The sequence below is a fragment of the Streptomyces clavuligerus genome (assembly GCF_005519465.1).
Classification (GTDB): domain Bacteria; phylum Actinomycetota; class Actinomycetes; order Streptomycetales; family Streptomycetaceae; genus Streptomyces; species Streptomyces clavuligerus.
On sequence record NZ_CP027858.1, the window covers coordinates 917652 to 930495 of the forward strand.

Sequence of the window (12844 nt, forward strand, 5' to 3'; positions counted from 1 at the left end):
GGGTCTCACGGCGGTGCGGTGGCCCCGGGGCCGGGCCGGTGGCCCTCGGGCAGGGCGCGGAGGACCCGGGCGGGGTTGCCCGCCGCGAGAACGCCCGGCGGCAGGTCCTTGGTCACGACACTGCCCGCGCCCACGATGGAACCGGCTCCGACGGTGACTCCGGGCAGGACGATGCTCCCACCGCCGATCCAGACGTCGGCGCCGATGGTGATCGGGTTGGCCTGTTCGCACAGGGCGGCGCGGCGCTCGGGTTCGAAGGGGTGGTTGGCGGTGTAGAGCTGGCAGCGGGGGCCGAGCCAGGTGTCGGCGCCGATGGTGATGGGCGCGCAGTCCAGCAGCAGGGCGTCGAAGTTGATCCGGACCCGGGGGCCCAGCTCGATGAAGAAGCCGAACTCGCACAGGAAGCGGGGCATGACCCAGCCGTCGGGGCCGAGGCGCGCGAAGAGCTGCCGCAGCACGGTCTCACGGGTGGCGTGGTCGCGCAGCGCGGTGCGGTTGACGGTGTCCAGCAGGTCCATACAGCGCAGCCGGTGGGGCTGGAGCAGGGGGTCGGACGCGGCATAGGTCTCGCCTGCGGCCATGCGCTTCTTGAGCTGTTCCAGTCCGTCCCCGGCGGCGGGGCCCGCGACGGTCATCGGCGGCGCAGTTCGACGGTGACGGGGCGGTGGTCGGACGCGGCGGGGCGGTCGGGGCCCGCGGTGAGCCGGGGGTGGTCGACGGCCCGGTAGCGGGCGAGGCGGGCGGCGAGCCCGGGGCCGAGGAGGAAGAGGTCGATCCGGCGGGGGGCCTCGCCCGGCGGGTGGAAGCCGAAGGTGGGGGCGCGGTCCCCGGCGTGGGCTCCGGCGTCGGTGAAGAGGGGGTCGTGCACGGGGCCGGTGAGCCGGTGCAGGGGGGTGCGGTCGGCGGTGTCGGCGCCGGGGGCGAGGTGGTCGTCGCGGCGGTGGCGGGGCACGCGGCTCCAGTCGGGTTCGGGGTCGCCCGGCGGGACGGTGTTGGCGTCCAGGGCGATGAGGGTGGGCGGTCCCGCCGGGTCGGCGTACTGCCGCAGCCGGTCGGACTCGACGAGGCGGCCGGTGGGGCTGTACGGGTCGAGGTGGGCGACGACGCAGCGCAGGGGGTGGCTCCAGCCCGGCAGCAGCAGGGTGGCCGCGCCGTGGCCGTGCCAGGCGGCGGGTTCGCGGTATCCGGCGCCGCGGCCGGGCCCGGTGTCGTACGCGGGGGCGGGCGCGCCGCCGGCGGGCGGGGCGGCTCCAGCGGGCGGGGCGGCTCCGGCGGCGGTCCCGCCTCCCGGCTCGCTGCCCGGCCCGGTGCCCGGCTCGTTGCCGGACTCGTCGTGCGACTCGGTGCCCGGCCCGTCGTGCGACTCGTCGTGCGGTGCCCTCTCCGCCTCGTTCTCCGTCTCCAGCGCCGTGATGTCCGGCTGCCAGAAGACGGCCTTGTCGCAGCCGGTCCGGGCCGGGAAGAGGGCGCCGTCCATCGCCAGCGCCGCCCTGGTGTCCTCGAAGAGCTTGTGCCCGTCGCGGCTCCACCCCCAGCCCTCGGTGGTGAGCAGGACCCGGGGCCGCAGATCGAGGATCAGCTCCCGCTGCGCCTCCCAGCGGGCGTCGTCGCCGCCGAGCCGGTCGACGGCCGCCTCGTAGAGGTTCCAGAACATGAACAGATCGGTGCGCTCGCTCACTTGACCGCCACCACCATGGATTCGGGGCCGTCCAGGTGCTCGGTGCGCGGGTCGGTGAAGCCCGCCGCGGTGAGCCAGCGGTGGCACTCGGCGCCGGTGTAGTCGGAGCCGCCGGGCACCTCCAGTTGCATGACGAGGCTGAGCAGCAGTCCGATGGCGTTGTCCCGGCGTTCGTCGTCGATGAGGGTCTCGTAGATCAGGACGGCTCCGCCCTCGGGGAGGGCCCGGTGGGCACGGCGCAGCAGCCGCAGCCGGTCCTCGGGGGGCCAGTTGTGCAGGACGTGGCCGAAGACGAGGACATCGGCGGCGGGGAGGTCGTCGTGGAAGAAGTCCCCGGCGGTGAAGGTCACCCGGTCGGCGAGCCCGAGCCGGGCCGTGTACTGCTCGAAGCCGGTGCGGGCGGCGGGCAGGTCGAAGCCGGTCGCGCTCAGATGGGGGTGGGCGAGCAGGATCTGCGCGGGCAGCGCGCCTTCGGCGCAGCCGATGTCGGCGAGGGTGCGGTATCCGGCCCAGGGGAACTTCTCGGCGATGGCGCGCGCGGAGCCGATGCTCAGCGCGGTCATGTCGCGCTGGAAGGCGCGTACGGAGCGGTCGTCGGCGCAGACGGCTGCGTAGAAGTCGCGTCCGTCCCGGGCCCGGCGCAGGGCCTCGCCGGTGCGCAGGAGGCGGGTCAGTTCGTCGGCCATCCCGGGGCACTGGGCGCTGAGACTCGGACCGATGCAGGTGTGCGGGAGGGCGGGGTCGAGGTATTCGGCGCTCGCGGGGGCGTTGGCGTAGTGGTCCGCGTGGCGTTCGAGGAGGCCGAGGGCGACGAGCGCGTCGAAGAAGTCGGCGGCGGGGCGGGGGTGGACGCCGAGGCGGGCGCGGAGCGCGTCGGCGGTGAGCGGGCCTGCGGAGAGGGCGGCGAAGACACCGAGGTCGATGGCGCTGAGCAGGACCCTGGTCCGCCAGTGGGCCCAGATCAGATCGGTGACGGGGCGCGGTGAGATCATGCCCGGAGGGCTCCAGGTGGTGCGGGTCGGCGGGGACCCGGGTACCGTATCGGGCAATCCCGGCCCACTCAGGCCACATAGGAGCACACAACCTGAAAGAGGGACCCATGGTCACTTCATGGGTAAATCCCACTTTCGGGAGGTTTCCGTGGTGACCTCCGGTCCGTGACCTGCCGGACCGCCCGCGCCTCCTGGAGACGCCACCGCGCCCCGCAGGCCCCCGAAGCGGCCGTCAGGGCGCGGACATACCGCCGTCCACGCTGATCGCCTGTCCGGTGACCCGGGGCGCCGTGACGAGGTAGACGACGAGGTCGGCGATGTCCTGCGGGGTCTGGAACTCCCGCTGGGGGATCATGGCGCGCATCCGTTCCCAGCAGTCCTCCTCGCTCTCCCCCGGCCGCAGGAACTCGGTGAGCAGATAGCCCCACATCTGGGAACGGACCATCCCGGGGCAGACCGCGTTGACCCGGATGCGGTCCCGGGCCACCTCCTGGGCGAGGGCCGCCGTGAAACCGATGACACCGAACTTGGCGGCGCAGTAGTGGGCGATCCGGGGGAATCCGGAACGTCCCGACACCGAGGAGAAGTTGACGATGGAGCCGCCGCCGGAGCGCCGCATCAGCGGGACGGCGTGCTTGGCGGCGAGGAAGACCCCGTCGAGGTTGCCCCGCACCACCTGCTGGAACTCGGCCAGCTCCATCTGCTCGACCCGGCCCACATGGGTGACTCCGAACGCGTTCACCAGCACGTCCAGCCGTCCGAAGCGGTCGGCGACAAAGGCGAACAGCGCGCCGACGGCCGTCTCGTCGGTCGCGTCGGCGGAGCGGGCGACGGCGGTGCGGCCCTCGGCGGTCAGGGCCCGGGCGGCCTCGGCGGCCTCCGTGTATCCGCTGACGCGGGTGGAGCGGTAGTGGTTGTAGGCGGAGGGCAGCCGGTCGGTGTCGGCGATCACCACCGACGCGCCCCGCTCGGCCAGGGTCCTGGCGACGGCGGCGCCGATACCGCGTCCGCCGCCGATCACCAGGGCCGTGCGGCCACTGAGTTCGCCGGGGCCGCGCGGGGTACCGCCGGTGGCGCCTGTGAGTGCCGTGGGGTGTACGGCACCCGTGGGACCTTGAGGGCCTGTGGGTTCTTGGGGGCCTGTGGGGCTCATGTCGTTCATAGGGCTCATAGGGCTCATGGGAGTCATGGCGCTCTCCTCACTCTCCTGGCCCGCCGGTGCCCGAGGGCTCCGGAGCGGGGCGGAAGCGGTAGCTCAGGGGCCGCAGGACGAGGGCGTCCAGCAGCCGGGGGAAGGAGCGGTAGTCGGCGAGCAGACGTTCCGGGGCGCGGACGATGATGTCGAGCGCCGTCCGCGCGGGACCCTCGGGGACCCTGTCGGCGAGGTCGGACCGCAGTCGTCGGTCGTCGCGCCGGGTGAAGTACGCGGCGAAGGCGCACACGGCCCGGTCCAGGGCCCAGTCCAGCTCGGCGGCGGTCCGGGGGGCAACGCTCAGCCGCTCCTCGACGGTGCGGTCGTGGCCACCGGGCGGCCCCGCCGGGAGTTCGCCCGCGAGCGCCCGCAGGAACGCCCCGGTGGAGTACGGCTCCGGGGCGGGGAACGCGGCGGGCGCGAAGTCCCGCGCGATCAGCTTCCGCGCCAGCGCGTCCTCGTCGACGCGGCCGAGCGGCCCGACCCGGTCCATGGAGAGGCCGTCCCCGGTGTCGAGACGGACGGGGACGAGATTGCGGGCGGGCAGCAGTTCGGGCGCCGGGCCGAGCCGGGCCGCGAGCACGGGGACGCCATGGGCCAGCGCCTCCAGGACCACCCGGCCCAGGGTCTCCCGCGCGGCGGTGCTGGGGAAGAGCAGGACGTCGATCCCGGCGAAGAAGGCGCCGAGCTGCGGACGGCCCAGTATCCCCGCCCAGCGGGCGGCCCCGGGCCGGGCGCCGAGCCGGGCCAGCTCGGCGGCGACGGCCGCCGGGCGCCAGCGGGGGTGGTTGGGCTTCCCCGCGTACACCAGGGTGATGTCCTCGTCGCGCAGCCGGGCGAGGACGGCGAGCACCTGGTCGACGTTCTTGGCGAGCGAGAGGGCGCCGAGGAGTCCGACGCGCAGCGGACGGCCCGGCGGGGGCACGGGGCGGGGCGGCGCGGGCGCGGGGAGATGGTCGAGCAGGGGGTAGAGCACGGCGGAGGTGTCGTCGCGCACGGAGGGGAAGTGCCGCCGGTACAGGCTCCGGGTGTACTCGGTGGGGAAGAGCGCCAGATCTCCGGGGCGCACCAGGGGCGCGCACAGCTCCTCCTGGGTCCAGTACCCGGACCACAGGGCGGTGTGCACCTCGCGGACGATCCGGTAGCCGCCGCCGGAGCGTTCGCGCCAGGCGTGGTGGAGGAAGGCGTACGGGCCGCAGCCCGCGTACACGACGTCCCGGTCCCCGGCGCGGGCGAGCGCGGCCGACCCCCGGGTGAGGTCGTGCCACTGGAGGTCGTGCCCGGACGCCGCGAGCAGGGCGGCGGCCTCGCGGTGCATCAGCACGGCGCCGTCGGTGCCGCCCGGACCGCTCACGGCGGCACCGGAGCCGGAGACCGAGCCGGAGCCGGAATCGACAGCCGAAACGGAGGCGGAAGCGGAGGCAGGAGCGGGGTCGGACGCGGGGCCGGTGGCGGCCACTCCGGTCCGAGCGGGGGGCCGGTAGTCATGCGCATGCACCCGCACGGCCCACCTCCGTCCCGTTCACCGCGGTGCCCGCGACCGTGTTCCCCGCCCGGCGCCCCGTGTCGCCCCCCGTCCCGTCCCCGGTCCCGTCCCCGCTCCCGGTCCCGTCCCCGGCGGTGGTCCGCAGCAGCAGCTCCCGTAGCTGGGGCGGGGTCATTCCGTGCCGCCGCAACTGCTCGCCGTGGACGCAGTTGGCGATGTCCTGGCGTACGGCGTGCACGGTCGCGGGCAGCAGATGGCGGCGGCGCAGCCCCTCCCCGAAGCCGCCGTCCGCCCCGTTGTACTCGACGGTCAGCAGCCGGTCGCACCCCGCGAGCACGGCGAGGACCGCGGCGGGCAGCTCGGGCACGAGGGCGGCGCAGTGCAGATGGGGGATGCCCAGCCCCCGGTTGGCCTCGGCCACCAGGGTGCTCGCGTAGCCGAAGGACACGACCGCCGCCGCACCGGGCCGCCGCACCGGCGACGGGACGACCGGCGCGGCGGCCGGCTGAGTGACCGGCGGGGTGACCGGCTGAGCGAACGGCGGCGGGGTGATCCAGACGGCGCCGTCGGGGTCGGCCGAGCAGTCCGCCGCCGGTGGCTCGAAACGGGCGTCGACCATGCTCAGTACATGGGTGACGGCCGGGTGCTCCGCCGCCCGGTCCAGACAGGCGGCGAACTCCGCCTCGGTGACCGGCTCGTACACCCGTGTGTGCAGCAGCCCCCCGAGCAGATTGGTGGCGTTGTGCGCCCCGCCCCAGGCGCCCCAGCTACGGCCCGCGAGGACGACCAGGTTCCGCACCCCGGTGGTGGCCTCGGTGAGCATGCTGAGGGAGTCCATGTAGTACATCGCGTCGGTGGCGACCACCTTCACCACCGGGTCGGGCAGGGAGAGGGTGAGGCCGACGGCGAGACTCTCGGCGAGCCCCGTATTGGTGTACGGGACCCGGCCCGGAAGCCCGAAGCGGCCCGCCATGTCGGCGGTGAACACGGCGAGTTCCCGCCCGGTGCGCCGCCGGTGCCCGGCGAGCATCCGGCCCGCGCCCGCGGCGAAGGACGGCGGCACGGGAGGCGCCTCCGGCGGGCGCGGGGGCCGGTAGCTGTGCTCCCCCTTCCGGGTACGGCAGACCAGCGCGCCCCGGCCGGGTGTGTCGAGCAGGGAGCGCAGGGACCGCGCGACGGCGTCGCTGTCGCCGCCGTCGACGGTGCGGACCCGTCCGAGAAAGGCCGCGAGATACCCGGCGCTCAGCGGTTTGGGCAGCGGCTCGATGCCCTTGCCGTTGGCGTCGACGACGAGGATCAGCCGGTCGAGGTCGTGCTCATGGGCGAAGCGCAGACACTCGAAGACCACGCCCTCCTGGAGTTCGCCGTCGCCCGCGAGACAGACCACCTTGCGGTCGCTTCCGCGCCGGGCCAGGTCCCAGGCCAGGCTGGTGGCCTGGGCGACACCCACACCGAGGCTGTAGCGCATGGTGTTGGCGAACCCGGTGGTACGGCTGACGACCCCGCTGAGCCCGCCGCGGTGGAGGGTGGTGAGCGGGAGGAAGGGGAGGTGTCCGCGGACGTAGTGCTCGGCGTGGAAGACGGGGGCGATATGGCCGCGGCCCACGACCAGTTCGGCCGGGGCGCCCCCGTTCCCGTCCGGCGCCGCCTCCCCCGGCGGCGGGACGAGTCCGAGATCGAAGCAGGCCCGGACGATGGCCAGCGAGGACAGATTGCTGGAGAGGTTCCCCGACCCGGCGAGCTGGTGCATCCGCAGCAGCAGCCGCGCGCTGTCGTGGTAGAGCCGCTCCGGCACGGCGGCGGCGAGCCTGCGCCACTGGTCGGGCAACGGGCCCTCGTAGCCGCCCCGTTCCAGTTCGGCCAGCTCCCGCCGGACCACCGCCGCCTCGGCCGGGGTCAGCCGGTCGAGGGCCGCCAGGGCAGCCCTGCGGAAGGCTTGGTTCACAGCGTCGCCCTGAAGGTGCCGGACCGTTCCAGTTCGTCCAGGGCCTCGGCCAGGATCCCCGTCAGCTCATCGGCCTCGGCCCGGGTGGTGATGTACGCGGGGGCGAGCACCGCCCAGTCGTCCTGGCCCCGGATGATCAGTCCGCGCCGCAGACAGGCCCGGGCCAGGCGCTCGCCCGCGTCCGGTGCCGCGCCCGTCAGCTTCAGCCCGTACAACAGCCCACGGGCCCGCAGGGTGCCGCGCTCCCCCAGCGCCGCCCTGAGCCCGGGCTCCAGGAAGGCGGACAGCTCCTTGATCCGGGCGGGGAAGCCGCCCTCCGCGAACAGCCGTAACGCCGCCAGTCCGGCGGCGGCCGCCAGCGGGTTGGCGGCGTAGGTGTGGCTCGGGGCGAAGGCGTAGGGGCCGCCGGGGCCGCCGAGCGCCGCCGCGATCCGGTCGCTCATCAGGACGGCGGCGAGCGGGGCGTAGCCGCCGGAGATGCCCTTGCCCACGCACATCAGATCGGGGATCACACCGAAGCTCTGCGCGGCGAAGGGCGCTCCGGTGCGGCCGAAGCCGGTGACGATCTCGTCGAAGATCAGGAGCACTCCGTGGCGGTCGCAGAGGGAGCGCAGCCTGCGCAGATAACCGGGTGGCGGGATCGCCATGCCGCGCAGATGGATCACCGGTTCGACGACGACGGCGGCGACGGACTCGGGGCCCTCCGCCTCCAGGGTCCGTTCGACGAGCGCCGCCGCCCGGTCCCCGGACTCCTCCGCCGGTATCCCGAGGAAACTCTCCAGACAGTCCGGCGGCCAGACGTGGACCACCCCGGGCACTCCCGGTCCGAAGCGTTCCACATCGGGCCTGCCGGTCAGCGAGAGCGAGCCGTAGGTGGCTCCGTGGTAGCCGTGGTAGTGGCTGAGGATCTTCAGCCGGCCGGGTTCGCCCTGGGCGTGGTGGTAGAGCCGGGCCAGCCGGAACGCGGCCTCGACCGCCTCGGAGCCGCCGTTGACCAGCTTGGCCGTGGTCAGGGGCGCGGGCGCCAGGGCGACGAGTTCCCGGGACAGCTCCAGCGCCGGGGTGTTGGTGCCGTGCAGCGGCGGATGGAAGGGCAGCGTTCGGAGCTGCGCGGTCACGGCGCTGACGATCGGGGCGCAGTCGTAGCCGAAGCAGGTGACGAACACCCCCGACAGTCCGTCGAGATAGGAGCGGCCCGCCCGGTCCGAGAGCCGTACGCCCTTGCCCGATTCGAAGAGGACGGAGGACTCGGTGTAGGGGACCTCGAAGCAGTACGCGGACAGGTCGGCGGGCCAGGGTGAGACAGCGGCCGTCTCGTGGGGCAGCATGGCGGAGTCGCCTCCAGGGGAGTGTCCGGGTTTTCCGGTGGCGGAGGGATGTCAGGGGACGGAAGCAGGGGGACGAGAGGGGACGGGGCGGGGCGAGGGGGCGGCGGAGCACGGCGGCGGAAGGGCACGGTGAGCCGCGCGGGGCCGCCTCAGCGCGGTACAGGACGTGGCCGGGGCACGGGGCGGACCGCAGGGCGTGTCCGGGTCACAGGGCCCGTCCCGCCGCGACGAGGCAGCGGTGGACGCCGAGTCTCCGTTCCGGGGAGAGCAGGGCGAAGTAGCCGGGCCACTGGGGGCTGAGATCACCGCGCTCCAGGATGTCCTTGGCGATGTCGACGACGACGGGCAGCGAGTGCGCCATCAACAGGGGCATGAGCAGCGTCTCCTCGCCGGGCCCGAGCAGCCCGAGCCGCCTGGCGTCCCCGAGGAACGCGGTCAGCGCCCGCCGTCGGGCGACCGCGCCGGCGACCCGCCCGGCGGCCTCGGCGAGCCACGCCAGGTCGAGCAGCGGATCGCCGGTCTGGAGGTTGTCGAAGTCCAGCACGGCACGGACGGCACGGTCCGCCCCGGGCGGCGGGCCCCCGGCGGGGTGCGGCGGGTCCTCGGCGGAGGGCAGCGGGCCTTCGGCAGGGGGCGGCGGGCCTTCGGCGGAGGGCACGAGGACGAAGTGGTGCGGGTGGAGATCGCTGTGGATCACCGCGGGCGGGCGCGGGCGGCCGCCGGGGGCGGTGAGCCGTTCGTCCAGCAGCGGGCCCGAGGCCACGGCGGGGCGCAGGGCGTCCGCCGCCAGCCGGGACCAGCGGTCGGTGCGCCGCTCGGCCGTGGTGAGCAGCCGTGCGGCGTCGGCGAGCGCCGCCCGCCAGTCCTCCACCTCGACCAGCGACGGCAGCGGCAGACCGGCGAGTTCGTCGCGCAGCGGACCGGGAACGGTGTCCAGGGCGCGGCGCAGCCGCAGCCCGCAGCGGACGACGGCGGCGGCCTGCGTGGGGTCGGCGGGGTCGGCGAGCGCTCCCCCGTACCGGGGGGCGAGTTCGCTGACGGTGCCGTCGCACCACACCCCGGCCCGGCCGTCGAGCGCGGGGACCGCTTCCCCGACGGGGACACCCGCTCGGCGGCAGTGGTCGCCGATCGCCTCCTTCAGCTCGTAGAGGGCGGACGGGCGCAGGGCGTCGGGATTCAGCCGCACCTTGAGCACTCGGCGGACCCCGCGGGTGTCGGCCTCCCAGAGTCCGGCGGTGTGACTGAGCGGGGCGGCCCCGTCGACCAGCAGGGGCCGTACGGCGGTGCGTCCGGGGTCGAGGCCCCAGTGCCGGGCGAGCAGTGCCCGCACCCACGCCCCGGTCCCGGGCCGGACAGGGGGGCCGGCGCTCCGGAGCGGGCGCGCCACCGTGCCGGGCAGAGGTCCGGACAGGGGGCCCGGCGCGGCTGCGAACAGGGCTCCGGGCGGCGGGGCGGGCACCGGACCCGACGGGGAAACGGAAGCGGAAGCGGAAGCGGAGGCCGGAGCGCACGGCGGGACGGAGGGCGGGACGGCCGGGCCGGACCCGGACCCGATGTCGGTGTCGGTGTCGGTGTCGTCGGCGGCGTGGTGCTCCCCGGGCCCGGTGGGGGCGGCGCGGAAACGGCCGCCGGACGGCGGATCTCCCGGGCGCGCCACGGACGGTGTGCGCCCCGCCGCCGCGGACGGGGCGGGGGCGGGGGCGGGGGCGGGGCGCACGGTACCGCCGACGGCACAGGCGGGGCCGTCGGCGGTACGGACAGGGCCGTCGGCCGTACCGGTACGGCGGCCGGGGCCGTCGGCCGTACCGACGGGGCCGTCGGCGGGGTGCGTCGTCCGGGGCAGGCCGACGGCGGGTCCCCGCTCCGGGCCGGTGCCGCACCGGGGCTCGGCGCCCCCGTTCCGCGGGCTGTCGCCGTGGCGTGCGCGCTCCGTGTGCTGCTGCATCGCTCCCCCTGCATCCGGGCCGCACCCGGCGCGGTCGCCCCTCCGCGCCTCTGCGACGCGGACACGGCTCGGCGGGACCGGCACCATCCGCGGCCCCGGGCCGGTGACGGCACGGGGGTGCGGGCGCTGCTGCTCTTCAAGCGTGCTCTGCGCGCATATCCGCGAGGACTTTGCCCGACACACATCTGTTGCACCGGGGCGACTGCCGGGTAATCACATTGGACCGCCCGGTCCCCGGTCCGCACAAGGCGCCGGGGATCGCCGCAGCGGGGCACCCCGTGCGACTTTGCCCGGTTGTGAAACCACTCACCAAGTGTCAGCGGCCGGTCCGACATCCCCGAAGGAGGGGCCTGTGCCCCCTACCCCCAACGCACGGCTGCGACTGCTGCTGGAGACCGCCGACTGGAGCGCGGCGCAACTCGCCCGCGCCGTCCGGCAGGTCGCGGCCGAGCACGGCAGCCCGATGGCCTGCGACCGCTCGTCGGTCTCCCGCTGGCTGGCGGGGGTCCGGCCCCGGCCGCCCGCGCCCGCGTATCTGCTGGAGGCCCTGTCCCGGCGGTTGGACCGGCCCGTATCGGCCGAACAGGCCGGGCTGACCCGGGCCCCCGACCGGATGCCGCCGCTCTCCTGGGACACCGCGCCGCTCCGTACGCTCACCCAGCTCACCCAGGCCGAACTCGACCCGGCCCGGCGGACGCTGCTCGCCTCCGCGCTCTTCAGCCCGCTCGCCTTCGCGGTGCCGGAACTGCTGCCGCCCCGCAGGTCCGCGGCCCGGGACACAGCCCCGGCCGCCCCACCGGGCCCCGCGGGTGCGGTCGGTGCGGTGAGCCCGGCGAGTCCGACGGGTCCGGCGGGTCGGGCGGAGGGCGCCTCCCGGGCCGGGGCGGCCGACGCGGCCCGGATGGACGCCATGGCCGAGATCTTCGCCACCGCCGCCGAACGCCTCGGCGGCGGTCCCGTGCGCGCCCCGCTGGCCGCGTATCTCGCCCATGACGTCACCGCCCGGCTGCACGCGCCGTCGCCGCAGACCACCCATCGGCGGCTGCTCTCCAAGGCGGCACAGCTCACCCTGCTGCTGGGCCGGATCTGCGCGGACGGCGGGGACGACGCGGTGGCCCAGCACTACCAGCTCGTCGCCGCCCGGCTCGCCGCTGACGCGCGGGACCACGCGACCCTCGCGATCGCGCTGCGCACGATGGCCACCCATGCGCACGATCTCGGCCACAGCGGCCCGGCCGTTCTCCACCTCGCCGAACGCGCCTGCGACCACGCCCGGCACGCGCCGCCCGTCGTCCAGGCGTATGCCCAGGCCCATCTGGCGGTGCTCCAGGCCCGGGACGACCGGCGGGCGGCGCTGTGCTCGCTGGAGCGGGCGGAGCGGCTGCACCTCGACGGCGGGAGCGCCCCCGGACCGTTCACCGCGTACTCCCTCGGCGCCCTGCACTATCAGCGGGCGCAGACGCTCTGCGCGCTCGGCGACCGGCCCGGGACGGTACGGGCGCTGACGGCCTCACTGCGGGCCCGTACCCCCGGGGAGCGGCACGCCCGGGTGCTCACCCACGCCCGGCTGGCCGAGGCGCAGTTGGGTCTCGGCCATCTGGACGCGGCACTTCCGCACTGGGGGGCCTTTCTGGACGCCTATCCGTCACTGGACTCGGTGCGGGCCGCCCGCCGGCTCGGCGCCATGCGCCGGCAGTTACGGCCCCACCGCCGATACCCCCCCGCCGCCGGACTCCTGGCCCGGGCGGACGGGCTCGACTGACCACGGAGGCTCCACCAGCGGCGGGAACCCGGCCCGGCGGATGGGTTCGACCGCCCGCACGGCCCCGAACGGACAGAGGGATTCAGCCGACCGGGACGGCTCGGCCGCGGGGACGGAGCCCGCCGGGCGGACCGGTCCGGACGGGCGGCGGCAGCGGGGCGACGGCACCCCCGGGCCGTAGGGGGACCGGAGCGATCCGAAGACAAGGGCGTACGCGAACGGATCTTGCATGGTCGGCAGCATGCCGTGCGACAGACGGCGGAGCCGGGGCGGCACGGGTACGTGAGCCGGAATTCATACGAACAGGTGGACAGCGTACGGACGTTGCCGACGCGGCGGGACCGGCGCCCCTCGTACGGCATCCGGCGCGCCCTCCCCCGCCCGGCGCGCGCGGACGGGCCTGGAGCGCTCATGGCCTTCGCCGGACTAGACCTTCGGTACCGGGGGAAGAAGAGTTCCCGGCCGCCCCGAGGGGAGACGAGGCGACCCTCCTTGGCCTTCTGTTTCGCTTTTAAA

Annotated in this window: 9 protein-coding genes; 1 reads left to right on the forward strand and 8 read right to left on the reverse strand. The window is 75.4% G+C overall.

The window, feature by feature from the left end:
- Positions 1-5 precede the first annotated feature (5 nt).
- From CRV15_RS03725 to CRV15_RS36245, 8 genes are all read right to left on the reverse strand, one after another.
- A complete protein-coding gene (locus CRV15_RS03725; protein ID WP_003962295.1) occupies positions 6-635 on the reverse strand; it encodes a sugar O-acetyltransferase in 630 nt (209 codons plus the stop codon).
- Entirely contained in the window at positions 632-1678 is a 1047-nt protein-coding gene (locus CRV15_RS03730) for an endonuclease/exonuclease/phosphatase family protein (protein WP_003954424.1), read from the reverse strand. Before CRV15_RS03730 ends, CRV15_RS03725 begins: the two co-directional genes overlap by 4 nt.
- A complete protein-coding gene (locus tag CRV15_RS03735) occupies positions 1675-2670 on the reverse strand; it encodes a methyltransferase (RefSeq protein WP_009997868.1) in 996 nt (331 codons plus the stop codon). Before CRV15_RS03735 ends, CRV15_RS03730 begins: the two co-directional genes overlap by 4 nt.
- Positions 2671-2902: 232 nt before the next feature.
- Positions 2903-3841: an SDR family NAD(P)-dependent oxidoreductase gene (locus tag CRV15_RS03740; protein WP_230864179.1), complete on the reverse strand. Its 939-nt coding sequence runs from the start codon at positions 3839-3841 to the stop codon at positions 2903-2905.
- Between the two features lie 28 nt (positions 3842-3869).
- Positions 3870-5216 (reverse strand): glycosyltransferase, encoded by a 1347-nt coding sequence (locus tag CRV15_RS03745; protein WP_230864178.1) that lies wholly within the window; start codon positions 5214-5216, stop codon positions 3870-3872.
- A gap of 130 nt (positions 5217-5346) precedes the next feature.
- On the reverse strand, positions 5347-7293 hold the full coding sequence (locus CRV15_RS03750; RefSeq protein WP_003962293.1) for a 1-deoxy-D-xylulose-5-phosphate synthase N-terminal domain-containing protein: 1947 nt from the start codon (positions 7291-7293) through the stop codon (positions 5347-5349).
- A complete protein-coding gene (locus CRV15_RS03755; RefSeq protein ID WP_003962292.1) occupies positions 7290-8621 on the reverse strand; it encodes an aminotransferase family protein in 1332 nt (443 codons plus the stop codon). Before CRV15_RS03755 ends, CRV15_RS03750 begins: the two co-directional genes overlap by 4 nt.
- Positions 8622-8826: 205 nt before the next feature.
- The gene (locus tag CRV15_RS36245; protein WP_009997862.1) at positions 8827-10566 is read right to left on the reverse strand and encodes a phosphotransferase; all 1740 of its coding nucleotides are present in this window, start codon (positions 10564-10566) and stop codon (positions 8827-8829) included.
- 352 nt (positions 10567-10918) lie between these two features.
- Between CRV15_RS36245 and CRV15_RS03765 the strand changes: the two genes are divergently transcribed.
- Positions 10919-12328: an NsdA family TPR-like regulatory protein gene (locus CRV15_RS03765; RefSeq protein WP_003962290.1), complete on the forward strand. Its 1410-nt coding sequence runs from the start codon at positions 10919-10921 to the stop codon at positions 12326-12328.
- The last annotated feature ends 516 nt before the right edge of the window (positions 12329-12844 follow it).

Excerpts from the sequence above, each read along its gene's own strand:
- CRV15_RS03725 (WP_003962295.1), bottom strand. The coding sequence starts at position 635 with ATGACCGTCGCGGGCCCCGCCGCCGGGGACGGACTGGAACAGCTCAAG.
- CRV15_RS03735 (WP_009997868.1), bottom strand. The coding sequence starts at position 2,670 with ATGATCTCACCGCGCCCCGTCACCGATCTGATCTGGGCCCACTGGCGG.
- CRV15_RS03740 (WP_230864179.1), bottom strand. The coding sequence starts at position 3,841 with ATGAGCCCTATGAACGACATGAGCCCCACAGGCCCCCAAGAACCCACA.
- CRV15_RS03755 (WP_003962292.1), bottom strand. The coding sequence starts at position 8,621 with ATGCTGCCCCACGAGACGGCCGCTGTCTCACCCTGGCCCGCCGACCTG.
- CRV15_RS36245 (WP_009997862.1), bottom strand. The coding sequence starts at position 10,566 with ATGCAGCAGCACACGGAGCGCGCACGCCACGGCGACAGCCCGCGGAAC.